16 protein-coding genes and 1 pseudogene are annotated in these 15,577 nt (G+C 69.9%); 9 read left to right on the top strand and 8 right to left on the bottom strand.

Annotated elements, in window-relative coordinates:
• Positions 1-362: 362 nt before the first annotated feature.
• The 3 genes from AMK21_RS17155 to AMK21_RS17165 form a co-directional block, all read right to left on the bottom strand.
• A complete protein-coding gene (locus AMK21_RS17155; protein WP_199863216.1) occupies positions 363-914 on the bottom strand; it encodes a tellurite resistance TerB family protein in 552 nt (183 codons plus the stop codon).
• Between the two features lie 319 nt (positions 915-1,233).
• On the bottom strand, positions 1,234-2,433 hold the full coding sequence (locus tag AMK21_RS17160) for a PP2C family protein-serine/threonine phosphatase (RefSeq protein ID WP_234421960.1): 1,200 nt from the start codon (positions 2,431-2,433) through the stop codon (positions 1,234-1,236).
• A gap of 514 nt (positions 2,434-2,947) precedes the next feature.
• A complete protein-coding gene (locus AMK21_RS17165) occupies positions 2,948-3,817 on the bottom strand; it encodes a DUF5707 domain-containing protein (protein WP_073878764.1) in 870 nt (289 codons plus the stop codon).
• Between the two features lie 234 nt (positions 3,818-4,051).
• On the opposite strand from AMK21_RS17165, the gene AMK21_RS17170 reads away from it, so the two are divergent.
• From AMK21_RS17170 to AMK21_RS35440, 3 genes and pseudogenes are all read left to right on the top strand, one after another.
• On the top strand, positions 4,052-4,396 hold the full coding sequence (locus AMK21_RS17170; RefSeq protein WP_073878766.1) for a hypothetical protein: 345 nt from the start codon (positions 4,052-4,054) through the stop codon (positions 4,394-4,396).
• Positions 4,397-4,589: 193 nt separating this feature from the next.
• Positions 4,590-5,042: pseudogene (locus AMK21_RS17175) on the top strand (transposase); the annotation flags it as partial.
• A gap of 43 nt (positions 5,043-5,085) precedes the next feature.
• Entirely contained in the window at positions 5,086-5,415 is a 330-nt protein-coding gene (locus AMK21_RS35440) for a hypothetical protein (protein ID WP_199863228.1), read from the top strand.
• A gap of 84 nt (positions 5,416-5,499) precedes the next feature.
• Here the strand turns inward: AMK21_RS35440 and ychF are convergent, their stop codons facing one another.
• Positions 5,500-6,588 carry a redox-regulated ATPase YchF gene (gene ychF, locus AMK21_RS17180; protein ID WP_073878768.1) on the bottom strand — a complete coding sequence of 363 codons (1,089 nt, stop codon included), beginning with the start codon at positions 6,586-6,588 and terminating at the stop codon, positions 5,500-5,502.
• A 334-nt stretch (positions 6,589-6,922) separates the two neighbouring features.
• Between ychF and AMK21_RS17185 the strand changes: the two genes are divergently transcribed.
• Positions 6,923-7,522, top strand: coding sequence for a DUF6542 domain-containing protein (locus tag AMK21_RS17185; RefSeq protein ID WP_107429941.1), 600 nt, complete (start codon positions 6,923-6,925; stop codon positions 7,520-7,522).
• A gap of 9 nt (positions 7,523-7,531) precedes the next feature.
• On the opposite strand, the gene ppgK is transcribed toward AMK21_RS17185, so the two are convergent.
• Both ppgK and AMK21_RS17195 read right to left on the bottom strand, forming a co-directional pair.
• On the bottom strand, positions 7,532-8,269 hold the full coding sequence (gene ppgK / locus AMK21_RS17190) for a polyphosphate--glucose phosphotransferase (RefSeq protein ID WP_073878772.1): 738 nt from the start codon (positions 8,267-8,269) through the stop codon (positions 7,532-7,534).
• Between the two features lie 46 nt (positions 8,270-8,315).
• Positions 8,316-9,356 carry a 4-hydroxy-3-methylbut-2-enyl diphosphate reductase gene (locus tag AMK21_RS17195; protein WP_374198581.1) on the bottom strand — a complete coding sequence of 347 codons (1,041 nt, stop codon included), beginning with the start codon at positions 9,354-9,356 and terminating at the stop codon, positions 8,316-8,318.
• 89 nt (positions 9,357-9,445) lie between these two features.
• Between AMK21_RS17195 and AMK21_RS17200 the strand changes: the two genes are divergently transcribed.
• The 4 genes from AMK21_RS17200 to AMK21_RS17215 all read left to right on the top strand — a co-directional run bounded on the left by AMK21_RS17200 (position 9,446) and on the right by AMK21_RS17215 (position 13,201).
• The gene (locus AMK21_RS17200) at positions 9,446-10,855 is read left to right on the top strand and encodes an APC family permease (protein WP_073878775.1); all 1,410 of its coding nucleotides are present in this window, start codon (positions 9,446-9,448) and stop codon (positions 10,853-10,855) included.
• 93 nt (positions 10,856-10,948) lie between these two features.
• Complete coding sequence (gene xseA, locus AMK21_RS17205) at positions 10,949-12,166, top strand: exodeoxyribonuclease VII large subunit (RefSeq protein ID WP_073878777.1); 1,218 nt, start codon at positions 10,949-10,951, stop codon at positions 12,164-12,166.
• Positions 12,167-12,225: 59 nt separating this feature from the next.
• Entirely contained in the window at positions 12,226-12,483 is a 258-nt protein-coding gene (locus AMK21_RS17210; protein ID WP_073878779.1) for an exodeoxyribonuclease VII small subunit, read from the top strand.
• Between the two features lie 127 nt (positions 12,484-12,610).
• A complete protein-coding gene (locus AMK21_RS17215) occupies positions 12,611-13,201 on the top strand; it encodes a malonic semialdehyde reductase (RefSeq protein WP_073878781.1) in 591 nt (196 codons plus the stop codon).
• A gap of 91 nt (positions 13,202-13,292) precedes the next feature.
• Here AMK21_RS17215 and AMK21_RS17220 read toward each other — a convergent pair whose 3' ends face one another.
• Complete coding sequence (locus tag AMK21_RS17220; RefSeq protein WP_073878783.1) at positions 13,293-13,889, bottom strand: DUF4245 domain-containing protein; 597 nt, start codon at positions 13,887-13,889, stop codon at positions 13,293-13,295.
• 184 nt (positions 13,890-14,073) lie between these two features.
• On the opposite strand from AMK21_RS17220, the gene glpX reads away from it, so the two are divergent.
• Complete coding sequence (gene glpX, locus AMK21_RS17225) at positions 14,074-15,105, top strand: class II fructose-bisphosphatase (protein WP_073878785.1); 1,032 nt, start codon at positions 14,074-14,076, stop codon at positions 15,103-15,105.
• Positions 15,106-15,170: 65 nt separating this feature from the next.
• Here the strand turns inward: glpX and AMK21_RS17230 are convergent, their stop codons facing one another.
• The gene (locus tag AMK21_RS17230) at positions 15,171-15,542 is read right to left on the bottom strand and encodes a WhiB family transcriptional regulator (protein WP_015611061.1); all 372 of its coding nucleotides are present in this window, start codon (positions 15,540-15,542) and stop codon (positions 15,171-15,173) included.
• Positions 15,543-15,577: the final 35 nt, after the last annotated feature.

Consider the following 15,577-nt stretch of genomic DNA (forward strand, 5'->3'; position numbering starts at 1 on the left):
CACGATCAAGGGTGAAGCCCCGTACCGCACGAAAGCGGGCTGGTGGAACTGCCCGTGACTTGGTGAGCGGCATAAGCATCGAGGTCGACAAGGAACGCAGCGTGGGGGCCGGCATAGGCGCGCCGACTATGCCGCGCCGGACGTGTACACGCAGGACGACGACAGGTTCAGCGAGATGCTTCCCGGCCGACCGGAGGCGACGGAAGAGGACTCGCTGGTGCGGAAGGTCGTACGGTCCTATCCGGTCGGGGCGTGTCCTTGACCGACGGCTGACGGCCCGGGCCCGGGCCCGGGCCCGGCGGGACGCGACACACGGTCACGCCCGCCGGGTTCCTGCCGCTACGGGAATAGCATCGGCCGGATCAGAGGCCGAACTCCTGCGGGGACACTCCGAGCGCCATGCACGCTTCCCGCAGAACCTGCGCCTCCGCCGGGGCGATGTACCCGTCCGCACCGGCGATCACGAAACCGGTCTGGACGACCGCCTTGGCCTCCACGGGCTTCTTCGCGGCCTTGGCGATCTCCTGCATGGCATCGGTCTTGCCCTGCTGGAAGTTGAACATCATCTGATCGACATGCTTGTTGAACCTCTGCCGCAGTTGCTCCGGAGGGAAGTTCTGCAGGACGTCGTTCTGCAGGATCAGCGTCTCCACGTGGTGCCGCTCGGCGGGGTCGACAGACCCGTCGGCGGCCGCGACCAGAGCGCACATCGCCATACTGGCGTCCCGGTACGCCCCGCTCTTGAGCTCCGTCTTCAGGGAGCCGAGCTGCGACTTGAGCAGCCCCACCAGCTTCTCCTTCGAGCCGCCGGCGGCCCCCGTACCCGCCTGCCGCTGGCCGGCGGGGCCTCTCGTGCCCTGCGACTGCTGCTGCAGCCCCTTGGCCTGGTCCTTGATGCGGTCCCACATAGCCATGCGTGTCACCTTGTCGATCGGATCGATGGTCCGCGCACTGTGCGCGGCCGCTTGCCACCATTCTTCGCGAACCGCTCGTCGGCGATCCTCGCCCGGTGACCGGTGAACCTCCCGGAGCGGACGGCTCCGGGCGACTCGGCGACCCGATCACGCGTAGTCATCGGCTGTCCTGCTCGGGGGCGTCGGACAGCTCCAGGACGGCGGGGCCGCGGCGCTGGGTGACGGCGGTGGTACACCGGCCGGAGAGCCCGCCGTCGTGCGGGGTTCCGGAACCCGCGCCGGACCCGGGCGGGGGTGGGTTTGTGCGGCGGCGCCGACTTCACCGGGCTGAGGTGCGCGGGCCGTGCCATTCGCAGAACAGGACGGTGGCGTCGTCCTCCAGTCGTCCCTGGTGGTAGTCCATGACGGCGTGCATGAGACGGCGCAGCGTCTCGTCGACGGGGAGGTTGTCGGCGTGGTGGCGGATGATGAAGTCGGTGAAGCGTTCCACGCCGAACTCGCGGCCGTCGGTATCGCGGGCTTCGGTGATGCCGTCGGTGAACAGCAGCAGCCGGTCGCCGGGCTCAAGCTGCTCGGTGCTCTGCTGGATCGGCAGGTTGAATCCGCTGCCCATCGGCCCGGCGGGCGGGCAGTGAAGCGTGCTGGCCCATCGGCCGCCGCGGATCAGCACTGGCAGCAGGTGACCGCGGTTGACCCAGCTGAACTTGCCGGTGTCCAGTTCGAGGTCGGCGAGGATGCCGGTGGCGTAGCGACTGTGTCCGAACTGTTCGACCAGGGTGTCCTCGATGGCCGCGCTGGCGTCGGGGATGGTGGCGCCGGCACGGCGGTGGCTGCGGCAGGTGGCCATGGCCAGGGCGGCGGTCAGGCCGGCGGAGGTGTCGTGGCCCATGGCGTCGAAGACCGCCAGGTGCAGGACGTTCTCAGCCACGGCGTACTCGAAGGCGTCTCCGGCCACCTCGTAGGCGGGTTCCATGAAGGCGCTGACGGTGACCCGCCGGTCGGAGAAGGTCCGCGGCGGCATCATGCTCCACTGCAGTTCCGCCGCTATCCCCATCGGCCGGACGCGGGTCAGCCGGGCGTGGGAGTCGCTGTTGGCCCGCTTGGAGGTCAGCAGCAGCCCGGCCATCGACGCCAGCGCCCGCATGACCTCCTCATCGGGCCTGCCCCCGTCCCCATCGCCGGGCTCGATGTGCAGGACCCCCAGGCGTTCGGCACCGTCCCGCACCGGAACCCAGCACGCCCCGCCACGGGCCGGCGCCGTGACCTCAGCCGTCTGGTAGGTGCGGCCGGGCAGCGTGCCCTCGATCGCGTACTCCTCGCCGCCCTTGCCGGCGCTCAGACCGAGGCCGGTGACCTCGAGCAGCACCTCCTCCTGCAGATCCGCCACGAACAACCGCGCCCCGCCCGCACCGGCCTCCCTCGCGGCATTGTCGAGCAGGCGGGGCACCTGCTCGAACGGCGCCGTGTGACTTGCTGCCAGCAGGCCGGTCAGCGCCCGCGCCAAGCCGAGCGCCGTCACACCCGTCTCCGCAGCCCAGGCCCCAGCCCGCCGCCGACATATCCCTCTTCTGCCATGACCCATCCCCACTAGCGCACGACCACACGGGCCCGCGAATCAACACACGCATACGCCACCGGGAACTACAGGACCAAGCCCGAAGGAACGACACCGGCACGCCCACCCCGGGCCCCTCGGCGAGAGGCCGACCAGGACAGCGATCCCCGCAAGTCTCCCACCCTGCGGCAGGGGACGTGTACGAAGTGCCGGGCCCGGCTGCCCACACCATCTGGGTACGCGAGGCGGCGACCGTCATCTCCGCCGCACCGCGGTGACCGGTCTCGGTAAGAAGCTGTTTTCGATCCCCGAATCCCCAGGTCACGCGCGGTGAGTCCAGAATGGGAGCTTTGCGTAATCGTTCGTGGAAACGGTCACCGTGACCGTTCCACGAACGGAAGCGCCGCCGACACCAGCGCCTACGAGACTCCAGGCGGGCGGCCTCGGCGGGACAGTGTCCTGCGCTGGGCTGGTGGCACTACTTCACGTCGACGTAGTCGCCCGTGGAGGAGACGGCCGCAGTGTTCGACTTGCCGGCGAAGCTGTAGCGCCAGGTTCCGTCGGCCGTGGCCTTGACGGTGGTCTTCAGGGTGCCGGTCGAGCTGGTCTTGACCGTCCTGAGGGTCGTGTAGCTCTTGGCGCCCTTCTTCTTGAACTGGAGCTGCACGGACTGGTTGATGTAACCCTTGTACGTACCGGTGTCCCAGTTCGCGCGGGTCAGCTTCCCGGTAACCGTGATGATCTTGCCCTTCTTCACCGGCTCCGGGGAGGCGTTCACCGTCAGCTGCGAGAAGCTCTGGACGCGGACCCTGGAGACCGAGTAGTCCTTGAACTCGTCGCCATACTCGGTCACGGCCACAGCGCCGACGTGCCACGTGGTGGCGTCAGAGTTGATCATCTCCGCCGGATCAAGAGTGATGGTGCCCTTGCAGGTCGTGGTGGTCGCGTTGACAGCCGTGCAGGAGAGCGACTTTGCGTTGGGGCCGAAGGCGAAGCTGTCCTCGTCATCGATGGACTTACCGGTCCAGATGAACGCGGCAACACCGCCGACACCGCCGATGTCGGCGTCGGCGGTGGCCGTAGCGGAGAAGGAGACCGTCTTCTTGACCTTGGTGCCGATCACGATCGGCTTCCCGGCGTTGACAACAGCCGAGGTGATCTCCGGGGCGGCGCCCTTCGCGGTCGCACCGAACGCCTGCTTCGACGTGTCCCCGACCTTGGGCTGGACGGCCTTGAAACCGGGCTGCAGAGTCCAGGAACGCCCCTCATCGGCCTGCGCGGCCGGTACAGCGAGAGCGGAAAGAACGATGGCACCGGAAACGGCAGCCACGGTGGCACGAATTCGCATGTGTCCCCAACGAAAGGAGGCCCCGGGGCAGAGCCCCGCGGGACCCAAGTGATCCACGAGCCGACTGGCTCACTAGAACAGACACACGAATGCGGCCGATGGTTGTACGCACAAGCCGGTCAGGTCAGCTTGTTCTTTAACCTGCTGCTGCGCCCTCAAGGGGTGCGTGGTGTACTGGTCGGCCGTCCGGCTTGTTGATGAAGGCGGCGTGAGACAGAGCGCTACGGAGCGAGCATGTGGGACGGCCCCTTTTACCGAGTCAGACGCAACGGATACGAGGTCTGCTTCGTGCCCGGTGCCGGAGAGGACCTCGGCGAGGTCTGCAATGTGGACATGTGGGTCATCCGTGATGACGGCGATCGCTGGTCTGGAACCGTGTTCACTCTCGACGAGGTGCACCGGATCATGGACCGTCAGCGGCAGGCCGGCGAACCAGAGGGCGACTACTGGTGGTGCTGGGATGGCCTCATCGTGCGCGACGCGGGTGTGCAGTCGATGGTCAAGGTCATCGACGGGCTCGTTGCCGCAGGCGAGCACGAGACAGTCCTTCGCCACGTTGGGCCCGAAGAGAACGCTTGATCTCGTTGACTCCCCGGCTGACCGGACGACGCCCCGAACGTGATCGCTCGTACGGGGATTCCGGGGACGTGAACACGGCCCCCGTCTGATCCTGTGCTCCGACCAACAAGGCACTTGACCAGCGAAGGCCGTGGGGAATGAGTCTGCTGCACCACGATGTCAGGGACGAGGCGTTCGACTTCACGTCCCACTTTCGGGACGCTCCAGTGACCAGTTCATCCCCGGTTGGCCATACTCGTTCGTCGCCGCGCTGGAGACGGGCCGCACCTCGTGGTGCCAACTGCTGGACGCCATCCGTCTCGGCCCCCACGACGATGTCGCCGAGGTCACCACCGCCCAGGTCCGCCGCGTCGTGAACGACTTGATCGGCCAGGGCCAGTGGGAAGACGGCGACCCGGACATCCTGGTCGTGTTCGACGCCGGCGACGACGCCCCGCGCATGGCCTACCTCCCTACCGGCCTGCCCATCGATGTGCTCGGACGGATGCGCTCGGACCGGGTCATGCGCCGTCCGACACCTCCGCGACTGGAGTACGCCCTGGCCTACCCCCAGAGCGGGCGGCCGCCGAAGCACGGCAAGGAGTTCCGCTTCGCCAAGCCGGACACGTGGGGCGAGCCCGACGCGGATACCGTGCAGGTCACCGACACTCTGTCCGGTGGTGACAGCCGCGAGGAAGAGGGCGGGGTGCGTGGGCGATGCGATCGGGCAGTTGCTGGGGGTCCGCGCCGGGCATCGCAATCAGTCCGCTGCCACTCATCGCCCCCACCCGGGTACGGCGTGGCCCCGGCAATGGCAGCAGGCGTGGCCGCGGCGTCCTGCTCGGCACTGCGCCTGCCGTCCTGCTCTCGCGCTGGGCGTGGCCGCCGTCACGGTCGCGTCCCTGCTCGGCGGCCATCCGATCCTGTTGGCGGTGGTGCTGCTGCTGTTCGTGGCCGCCGTCACTACCGCGGCACCCGCCATCGCCGAACCTGTCACCCTCACATTCGAGGCCGTCGTCAAAGGCTGCGGGGAAAGTTGATGAGGCCGGGCCAGACTGGTCCCGGCCTCATCAGTCACTTGTACTTTCGGACTGAACTCCCCCACGTCGACAACACGGTGGAATTCATAGATTGAAGCGGAACTCCACGACGTCCCCGTCCTGCATCACGTACTCCTTGCCCTCCACGCGCGCCTTGCCCTTGGCGCGGGCCTCGGCGACCGAGCCCGTTTCGACCAGGTCGTCGAAGGAGATGATCTCCGCCTTGATGAACCCCTTCTGGAAGTCGGTGTGGATCACACCGGCCGCCTCCGGAGCCGTGGCGCCCTTCTTGATGGTCCAGGCGCGGGCTTCCTTCGGGCCTGCCGTGAGGTAGGTCTGGAGGCCCAGGGTGTCGAAGCCGACACGGCCGAGGGTGGCGAGGCCGGGCTCTTCCTGACCCATGGACTGGAGGAGCTCCAGGGCCTCGTCGTCGTCGAGTTCGATGAGCTCGGACTCGATCTTGGCGTTGAGGAAGATCGCCTCGGCGGGGGCGACCAGGGCGCGCTGCTCGTTCTTGAAGTCCTCGTCGACCAGCTCGTCCTCGTCGACGTTGAAGACGTAGAGGAACGGCTTGACGGTCAGGAGGTGCAGCTCGTGGAGGAGCTTGCCCTTCTCCGTGGCGGCCGTGATGCCGGCCGAGAAGAGGGTCTGGCCGGACTCCAGGATCTTCTGGGCGTCCTCGACCGCGGCGAGCACCGCGATCTTGTCCTTCTGGAGGCGGGACTCCTTCGTCAGGCGCGGGACGGCCTTCTCGACGGACTGGAGGTCGGCGAGGATCAGCTCGGTGTTGATCGTCTCGATGTCGTCCTTGGGCGAGACCTTGCCGTCGACGTGGACGACGTTCTCGTCCTTGAAGGCGCGGATGACCTGGCAGATCGCGTCGGACTCCCGGATGTTCGCGAGGAACTTGTTGCCCAGGCCCTCGCCCTCCGACGCGCCCCGGACGATGCCGGCGATGTCGACGAAGTCCACCGTGGCCGGCAGGAGCTTCTGGGAGTTGAAGATCTCCGCGAGCTTGTTCAGGCGCGGGTCCGGGACGCCGACCACGCCGACGTTCGGCTCGATCGTGGCGAACGGGTAGTTGGCCGCCAGCACGTCGTTCTTGGTCAGGGCGTTGAACAGGGTCGACTTGCCGACATTCGGCAGACCGACGATTCCGATCGTGAGCGACACTTTGGCGACTTCCTGGAGTGAGGAGGGGGTCAGGGGCCCGGGGCCGGCTCAGCTGTTCGGGCCGGGTCACGGAGTGGACCGGTTCTCCAGTTTACGGGCGGGGGCGCTCGGCCCCGCACGGGTCCGCCGCAGGCCGTCTGTACACCGCCGGACAGGTCCGTTTCAGCCGTGTGGCATCGAACGCAACGCCAAGGTCGGCCAAAGCGCGTGTCCAACGCCTGATTCCTCCCGCCCCGCGACCTACGTTGTCCCCGTGGAGCAGCACAGGACACGTCCCCCGCAGCGCAGGCCGGCCCCGCAGGCCGCCGCCGCGCCCGCCCCTCCCGTCGCGCCGGTGCAGGGCGCCTTCGGTGAGTCCGCCACCGTCTACCGGGCGGGGGGCAGCGCCGGCGGGCGGGTGCGTGCCGTGCCGCCGGTGCTGCTCGCCCTGCGGCGGTTCCCCAATCCCCGGCTCACCGGGATCGGGGCCGGGCTGTTCGCCGCGCTGACCATGTTCGTGCTCGCCTGTGTGGACCGGCTGCTGTTCGACAGCTCCGAGATCGTCTACGGACTGCTGTTCCTGCCGGTCAGCGCGCTCACCGCGCTCTGGGTCCGGCCCGCCGACCTCGTCACCGCGCCGATCAGTGTGCCCATCGCCTTCGCCGTCGGGGTCCTCCCGATCTCCGGCGGGTCCGCCGGCTTCGGCGGGCAGACCATGGCCCTGGTCACCGCGCTCGCCGTGCACGCCGGCTGGCTGTACGGCGGGACGCTGATCGCCGGTCTCATCGCCTCCGTACGCAAGGTCCGCCATCTGCGGGCCCGGCGGCGGTATCTGCTGGCCCAGGGGCGTACGGGAGCGGAGAAGGCCCCCCGGCCCGCGAGCCGGGCGCCCAAGAAGGTCGACGCGGCGGGCGCGCCGGCCGGGCGTGCCGAGCGCCCCCGCGCCAGCAGGTAGCGCCGCCCCCTACCTCCCCGCGGCCGCCATCGCCGCGCCGACGATCCCCGCGTTGTTCTGGAGCTCCGCCGGGACCATCTCCGCGCGGACCTTCTCGATCAGCGGCAGGAACTTCTCCGCCTTGCGGCTCACCCCGCCGCCGATGATGAACAGCTCGGGCGAGAACAGCATCTCCACGTGCAGCAGGTACTTCTGCACCCGGTGCGCCCAGTGCTGCCAGCTGAGGTCCTCGTCCTCCTTGGCCCTCGTGGAGGCACGCTTCTCCGCGTCGTGCCCGTGCAGCTCCAGGTGGCCGAGCTCGGTGTTGGGGACGAGGCGGCCGTCGACGAAGAGGGCGCTGCCGATGCCCGTACCCAGGGTCAGCATGATGACCGTGCCCTTACGGCCCCGGCCCGCGCCGAACGTCATCTCCGCGACCCCGGCCGCGTCCGCGTCGTTGAGGATCGTCACCGGTTGGCCGACCCGCTCGCCCAGCAGGGCGCGGGCGTCCGTGTCGATCCAGCCCTTGTCGACATTGGCCGCCGTGCGCGTGACGCCGTCCGTGACGACGCCCGGGAAGGTGATCCCGATGGGGCCCGACCAGTCGAAGTGGCCGACGACCTCGGCCACGCAGTCGGCCACGCGGTCGGGCGTGGCCGGATGCGGTGTCAGCACTTTGTGGCGCTCCTGCGCCAGGTCCCCTCGGTCCAGGTCCACGGGAGCGCCCTTGATCCCTGAACCGCCGATGTCCACGCCGAAGATCTCCATGGAAACACCGTACGGGCAGGCCGGGCGCCGTGCCCTGCTACCCGGCCTACTCGGCGGAAAGGGCGGCGGCCTCGGCGCGCAGGTCCCGGCGGAGCTCCTTGGGGAGGGAGAAGGTGATCGACTCGTCGGCCGTCTTGACCGTCTCCACGTCCGCGTAACCGCGCTCCGCGAGCCACTCGATGACCCCGTCGACCAGGACGTCGGGGACGGAGGCACCGGAGGTCAGGCCGACCGTCGTCACGCCCTCCAGCCACGCCTCGTCGATCTCGCTCGCGAAGTCGACCAGGTACGCGGCGTCGGCTCCGGCGTCGAGGGCGACCTCGACCATGCGGATGGAGTTCGAGGAGTTCTTGGAGCCGACCACGATGACCAGCTCGGCGTCCTCGGCCAGCTTCTTCACCGCGATCTGGCGGTTCTGCGTGGCGTAGCAGATGTCGTCGCTGGGCGGCGAGAGGAGGTTGGGGAACTTCGACTTGAGCGCGCCCACCGTCTCCATCGTCTCGTCGACGGAGAGGGTGGTCTGGGAGAGCCAGACGACCTTCGACTCGTCGCGGACCTCGATGTTCGCCACGTCATCGGGGCCGTCGACCAGTTGGATGTGGTCGGGGGCCTCGCCGGAGGTGCCGATGACCTCTTCGTGGCCCTCGTGGCCGATCAGGAGGATGTCGTAGTCCTCCTTGGCGTACCGGACGGCTTCCTTGTGGACCTTGGTGACCAGCGGGCAGGTCGCGTCGATGGTCGCGAGCTTGCGCTCGGCGGCCTCCGCGTGGACGGTGGGCGCGACTCCGTGCGCGGAGAACATCACGATGGAGCCCTCGGGGACCTCCGCGGTGACGTCCACGAAGATCGCGCCCTTCTTCTCCAGGGTCTGCACGACGTACTTGTTGTGCACGATCTCGTGGCGGACGTAGATCGGGGCCCCGTACTGCTCCAGGGCCTTCTCGACGGCGATCACGGCGCGGTCCACGCCCGCGCAGTAGCCACGAGGTGCGGCGAGCAGGACACGACGGGTGTTACTGCGGCGCGTAGTGCCTCCGCTCGGGGTGGCGGCGGGTGACGGGCTGGGCGTTGCAGTCATGCGTCCCATCGTAAGGCCGTACCGAACAGGCGCCACGACGCCCGGGTCGGGAGACTGATGGCTGGACGGGTGCAGCGGACGGTGACTGTGGAGGGTTCATGACGTCTGTCTCGGGGAGCGGTACGGGGTCGGCAGGCGGCAGCGGGGCAGGGAGCAGCGTCGAGGAGGGCAAGCTGCGGCGGACCCTCGGCTTCCGGGACCTGGTCGTCTACGGGCTGCTGTTCATCGCCCCGATGGCCCCCGTCGGCATCTTCGGCACCCTGGACGCCAAGTCCGGCGGGTCGGTGGCCCTCGTCTACATCGTGGCCACCGTCGTCATGGGGTTCACCGCCTTCAGTTACGCCCAGATGGTGCGCGTCGCCCCCTTCGCCGGCTCGGTCTTCACGTATGCCCGCAAGGGGCTCGGGGAAGGGGCCGGGTTCATCGCGGGGTGGATGGCGATGCTCGACTACCTGCTGATCCCCGCCGTCGCCTACCTCTTCTCCGGGATCGCGATGAACGCGCTGGTCCCGGAGGTGTCGCGGTGGGTGTGGACCGCGATCGCCGTGCTCGTGACCACGCTGCTCAATCTGTGGGGGGTGCGGGCGGCCGCGCGGGTCGGGTTCGCCGTGCTGGCCATGGAGATCGTGGTGCTGCTGGTCTTCGTGGTGTCGGCCGTGGTCGTCCTCGTACGGGACGGGGCGCAGCGCGGGTGGCTGACGCCGCTCACCGGGGACTCGGCGTTCTCCATGGCGGCGGTGCTGGGCGCGGTGTCGGTGGCGGTGCTGTCGTATCTGGGGTTCGACGCCATCGCCTCGTTCGCCGAAGAGGTGACGGGTGGGTCGCGGAAGGTGGCGCGGGCGGTGCTGCTCTGTCTGGTGCTCGCGGGGTTCCTGTTCATCGCCCAGACCTACCTGGCTGCGCTGCTGGAGCCGATGAGTTCGGACGAGCTGGCGGCGGATCCGGCGGCCCAGGGGTCGGCGTTCTACGACGCGGTCGACGCCTCCGTCGGGACCTGGCTGCACGACCTGGTGGCGGTCAGCAAGGCGATCGGTGCGGCGTTCGCGGCGCTGGCGGGGCAGGCCGCCGCCGGGCGGCTGGTCTTCGCGATGGCCCGTGAACGGCGGCTGCCGCACCTCCTCGCGAAGGTCGACCCGAAGTCGGGCGTGCCGCGCCTGGCGATCCTGGGCACGGCGATCGTGACGCTGGTGGCCGCCGTGTGGGCGGCCCGTCGCGACGACGGCCTCGACCATCTGGTGTCGGTGGTGGACATCGGGGCGCTGACCGCGTTCGTGCTGCTGCACGCGTCGGTGGTCGGATGGTTCGTCGTACGCCGGATGTCGGGGCCGCCTGTCTGGTGGAAGCACGTGCTCTTCCCGGTGGTCGGTGCGGGGGCGCTGGTCGCCGTCATCGTGGAGGCGACGACGAGCGCCCAGGTGGTGGGGCTGTGCTGGCTGGCGGTGGGTTTCGTGGTCCTCGCGGTGCAGGGGGCGGGCGGGCGCGGGACGGAGCGCGGGGCGGAGCGCTGAAGGAGCCTTCGCCGCACACCTCCCGTCGTGGACCGCACAGCTTCCGTTCTCGGACCGCCGTCACTGTCGGTGCGTCCCGATACGCTCGGGCGCATGGCTCTCAACACGTCCGCGGAAGCACCGCTGCCCGTCGGTGAGGTGTCGCGCCTCATCGGCGGATGGATCGACCGGCTCGGTGCCATCTGGGTGGAGGGGCAGATCACCCAGCTCTCGCGGCGGCCGGGTGCCGGGGTCGTCTTCCTGACCCTGCGCGACCCGTCCCACGACATCTCGGTGAGCGTGACCTGCTTCCGGCAGGTGTTCGACCGGATCGCCGACGTGGTGAGCGAGGGCGCGCGCGTCGTCGTCCTCGCCAAACCCGAGTGGTACGCGCCCCGGGGGCAGCTGTCGCTGCGGGCCACCGACATACGGCCGGTGGGCATCGGCGAGCTGTTGGTGCGGCTGGAGCAGCTGAAGAAGTCTCTCGCCGCCGAGGGGCTCTTCGCACTGGACCGGAAGAAGCCGCTCCCCTTTCTTCCACAGCTCATCGGGCTGGTCAGCGGGCGGGCCTCCGCCGCCGAGCGCGATGTCCTGGAGAACGCCCGCCGCCGCTGGCCCGCCGTGCGGTTCGAGGTCCGCAACACCGCCGTGCAGGGGGTGAACGCGGTCAGCCAGGTGGTCCAGGCGGTCGAGGAGCTGGATGCGCTGCCCGAGGTGGACGTGATCGTCGTGGCCCGGGGCGGCGGCAGCGTGGAGGACCTGCTGCCGTTCTCCGACGAGCAGCTGATCCGGGCCGTCGCCGCCTGCCGTACGCCGGTGGTCTCCGCGATCGGCCACGAGCCTGACTCCCCGCTGCTGGACCTGGTGGCCGACCTGCGCGCCTCCACGCCTACGGACGCGGCCAAGAAGGTCGTACCGGACGTGGGCGAGGAGCTGGAGAAGGTGCAGCAGCTCCGGGACCGGGCGCTGCGGACCGTACGGGGGATCCTCGACCGCGAGGAGCGGGGGCTCGCGCACGCGCTGGGCCGGCCCGCGATGGAGCGGCCCCAGCGGCTGGTGGACGAGCGGGCGGCGGAGGTCGACGCGCTCGTCGGGCGGAGCCGCCGGGTGCTGGGCCATCTGCTGGACCGGGCCGACTCGGAGCTCGCGCACACCCGGGCCCGGGTCGTCTCGTTGTCTCCCTCCGCCACGCTGGAGCGGGGGTACGCGGTGCTCCAGCGGCCCGACGGCCGTGTGGTGCGCTCCCCCGACGAGGCCGGGGCGCCCGGTGAGCCGCTGCGGGCGCGGGTGTCGGAGGGCGAGTTCACGGTGCGGGTGGACGGGGGCGGGTGAGCCTCGGTGACGAGGCTGGGCGCGTGGGACCGGAAGACGACAGACCTAGGGTGGATCACATGACGGACGACGGTACGGCGGCGGCTGCCGCGACGAGCACGCTCGGGTACGAGCAGGCGCGGGACGAGCTGATCGAGGTGGTTCGCCGGCTGGAGGCGGGCGGCACGACGCTGGAGGAGTCGCTGGCCCTGTGGGAGCGGGGCGAGGAGCTGGCGAGGATCTGCCGCCACTGGCTGGAGGGCGCACGGGCCCGGCTGGACGCGGCGCTGGCCCGGCCGCAGGACGAGTCCGGCGGGGGTCCGGGCTCCGACGGCTGAGCACTCGGAGAACCGGAGGAGCTGTGGAGTGGATCACTCCCCTCCGGTTTTAGTTGAAAGTTAACCTACCTCTCCGTTACGGTCAGTGCGTTGTCCCCCCACGCCCTTTCGGAAGGTTTGACCCCAGATGTCCCTCGTTCTTGACCCCGCCGCCCAGGACCTCCTCTTCCGCGAGGCCCGCACCGCCAACACCTTCACCGACGAGCCGGTGACCGACGAGCAGGTCGAGGCGATCTACGACCTGGTCAAGTTCGGCCCGACCGCCTTCAACCAGTCGCCGCTGCGCCTGGTCCTGGTCCGCTCGGCCGAGGGCCGCGAGCGCCTGGTGCGGCACATGGCCGAGGGCAACCGCCCGAAGACCGCCACCGCCCCGCTGGTCGCGATCCTGGCCGCCGACAACGAGTTCCACGAGGAGCTCCCGGCGCTGCTGCCGCACTTCCCGCAGGCCAAGGACATGTTCTTCGCCGAGCGCCCGGTCCGCGAGTCGGCCGCCGGCCTCAACGCCGCGCTCCAGGCCGCCTACTTCATCATCGGCGTCCGCGCCGCCGGCCTGGCCGCCGGACCGATGACCGGCTACGACGCCGCCGGCATCCAGAAGGAGTTCCTGGACGGCGACCACACCCCGCTGATGGTCGTCAACATCGGCAAGCCGGGCGAGGACGCCTGGTTCCCGCGCAGCCCGCGCCTCTCCTACGACGAGGTCGTCACCACCGTCTGAGCGGCGACGCGGCCACGCGAAGGGGCCCGGAACACCATGTGCACCACGTGTTCCGGGCCCCTTCGCGTACGTACAGCCAGGGAGGCCGCCGTCAGGAAGCAGACGGCGAAGCCGGGGCGGACACGGAAGCGGAAGCCGAGGGCACCGGGCCCCCGGCCGGCTCCGTCTTCAGCGCCTCGACCATCTCCACCAGCCGCTCCCTGGGGGCCGAGCCGGTCACCACGGTGGTGTGACCCTTCTCCGGCAAAACGAGGGCGTCGTACTTGTCACCCTCCCAGACCTGCCACTCGCGGCCCGCCACCTTCTCGGTGGTCCCGGTGTCCTTGGCCTTCTGGCTGACCCGGGGGACGTACGACCGTGCGGCGGCCGTGGACTGCTCGACCGCGACGTACTTGCCGTCCGGGTCGAGGAAGCCGATGTGCCAGGCCTTGCCGGCGGTGGCGTCGTACGAGACGGAGGTCGGCTTCCACTTCTCCGGCAGGCCCTCCGGCGCGGCGACCGGGTAGGGGGCGGCGACGCGCACCGTCGCCAGTTCCACGGTGAAGTCGACGGCCTTGACCGGGTCGAGGCTCTCGTCGTGCGGAACGAACATGTAGATGACGCCCGCACAGGCGGCGGTCACCACGGTCGACAGGAACATGTTCCTGGCCGTCTGCTTGCCTCGCTTGCTCTCTGCCACGGCATCCATGGTGGCACGCGGCCCGGAACACCCGGCCGCAGGGTGGGGCCGGGTGTGGGCGCTGACCCTGGGTGGCGGCGGGGACACGGACCGGGGCGCTCATGCGTGACCCGCACTGCTCATTTTATCGACCTACCGATAGAGTCACAGCACCCTCATATCCGGTCGTCGCCGTACAGAAAGGTGCGCTCCGATGTCCGAGCATCATCTGCCGTCCCCATTGGAGGTCTCCCCGGAGGCCCCCGACCGCAACCTGGCCCTGGAGTTGGTCCGGGTCACCGAGGCCGCCGCGATGGCCGCCGGGCGCTGGGTGGGCCGCGGCGACAAGATCGGCGCCGACGGCGCCGCCGTGAAGGCCATGCGCACCCTCGTCTCGACCGTCTCGATGAACGGCGTCGTCGTCATCGGGGAGGGCGAGAAGGACGAAGCCCCCATGCTGTTCAACGGCGAGCGGGTCGGCGACGGCACCGGCGCCGAGGTCGACATCGCGGTCGACCCGATCGACGGCACCACGCTCAACGCCAAGGGCATGCCGAACGCGATCGCCGTGCTGGCGGCCGCCGACCGCGGGGCGATGTTCGACCCGTCCGCGGTCTTCTACATGGACAAGCTGGTCACGGGTCCCGAGGCGGCGGACTTCGTCGACATCGACGCGCCCGTGGCGGTGAACATCCGGCGTGTCGCGCGGGCGAAGAACTCAACGCCCGAGGACGTCACCGTCGTCATCCTGGACCGCCCCCGCCACGAGGGCATCGTCAAGGAGATCCGGGAGACCGGCGCCCGCATCAAGTTCATCTCCGACGGCGACGTGGCGGGCTCCATCATGGCCGCCCGCGAGGGCACCGGCGTCGACCTGCTGATGGGCGTCGGCGGCACCCCCGAGGGCATCATCTCGGCGTGCGCCATAAAGTGCCTCGGCGGTGTCATCCAGGGCAAGCTCTGGCCCAAGGACGAGGCCGAGCGGCAGAAGGCGCTGGACGCGGGCCACGACCTGGACCGGGTGCTGTCGACCGACGACCTGGTCAGCGGCGACAACGTGTTCTTCGTGGCGACGGGGATCACCGACGGTGAGCTGATGCGCGGTGTGCGGTACCGCGCGGAGACGGCGACCACCGAGTCGATCGTGATGCGCTCCAAGTCCGGCACGATCCGGACGATCTCCTCGACCCACCGGCTGTCGAAGCTGCGCGCCTACAGCGCCATCGACTTCGACCGCGCGAAGTAGGAACAGGAGGAGTGAACGAGGGGGCGCGGGGGCCACGGCCCCCGCGCCCCCTCCCCGCCGAGGTCTCAGCCCGCCGCGGCTATGCGCTCCGCCGGTGCGGCGGCGGTCAGCTCGATGTCGCGCCGGCGCCGGCGGGCCAGCGCCACCCGGCGCTCGGCGGCGGTGAGGCCGCCCCACACCCCGTACGGCTCGGGCTGCATCAGTGCGTGCTCCCGGCACGCCACCATCACCGGGCAGCGGGCGCAGACCCGCTTGGCGGCCTCCTCACGGGCCAGTCGGGCGGCGGTCGGCTCCTTCGACGGGGCGAAGAACAGCCCGGCTTCGTCCCGGCGGCACACCGCCTCCGAGTGCCAGGGGCCCGCCTCGTCCTCCCGGGCGGGGGTCCGCTGGGCAGGAACGGCGGCGACCTGCAGAGGCTGATGCGGCGGTTGCAGCACGGTCTACTCCTGACGACGGCTACGGCTTCGCGAGC

This window comes from Streptomyces sp. CB00316, from assembly GCF_001905595.1.
GTDB lineage: Bacteria > Actinomycetota > Actinomycetes > Streptomycetales > Streptomycetaceae > Streptomyces.

Excerpts from the sequence above, each read along its gene's own strand:
- AMK21_RS17155 (WP_199863216.1), bottom strand. The coding sequence starts at position 914 with ATGGCTATGTGGGACCGCATCAAGGACCAGGCCAAGGGGCTGCAGCAG.
- AMK21_RS17165 (WP_073878764.1), bottom strand. The coding sequence starts at position 3,817 with ATGCGAATTCGTGCCACCGTGGCTGCCGTTTCCGGTGCCATCGTTCTT.
- AMK21_RS17170 (WP_073878766.1), top strand. The coding sequence starts at position 4,052 with ATGTGGGACGGCCCCTTTTACCGAGTCAGACGCAACGGATACGAGGTC.
- ppgK (WP_073878772.1), bottom strand. The coding sequence starts at position 8,269 with ATGGAGATCTTCGGCGTGGACATCGGCGGTTCAGGGATCAAGGGCGCT.
- AMK21_RS17195 (WP_374198581.1), bottom strand. The coding sequence starts at position 9,356 with ATGGGACGCATGACTGCAACGCCCAGCCCGTCACCCGCCGCCACCCCG.
- AMK21_RS17200 (WP_073878775.1), top strand. The coding sequence starts at position 9,446 with ATGACGTCTGTCTCGGGGAGCGGTACGGGGTCGGCAGGCGGCAGCGGG.
- xseA (WP_073878777.1), top strand. The coding sequence starts at position 10,949 with ATGGCTCTCAACACGTCCGCGGAAGCACCGCTGCCCGTCGGTGAGGTG.
- AMK21_RS17210 (WP_073878779.1), top strand. The coding sequence starts at position 12,226 with ATGACGGACGACGGTACGGCGGCGGCTGCCGCGACGAGCACGCTCGGG.
- AMK21_RS17215 (WP_073878781.1), top strand. The coding sequence starts at position 12,611 with ATGTCCCTCGTTCTTGACCCCGCCGCCCAGGACCTCCTCTTCCGCGAG.
- AMK21_RS17220 (WP_073878783.1), bottom strand. The coding sequence starts at position 13,889 with ATGGATGCCGTGGCAGAGAGCAAGCGAGGCAAGCAGACGGCCAGGAAC.
- glpX (WP_073878785.1), top strand. The coding sequence starts at position 14,074 with ATGTCCGAGCATCATCTGCCGTCCCCATTGGAGGTCTCCCCGGAGGCC.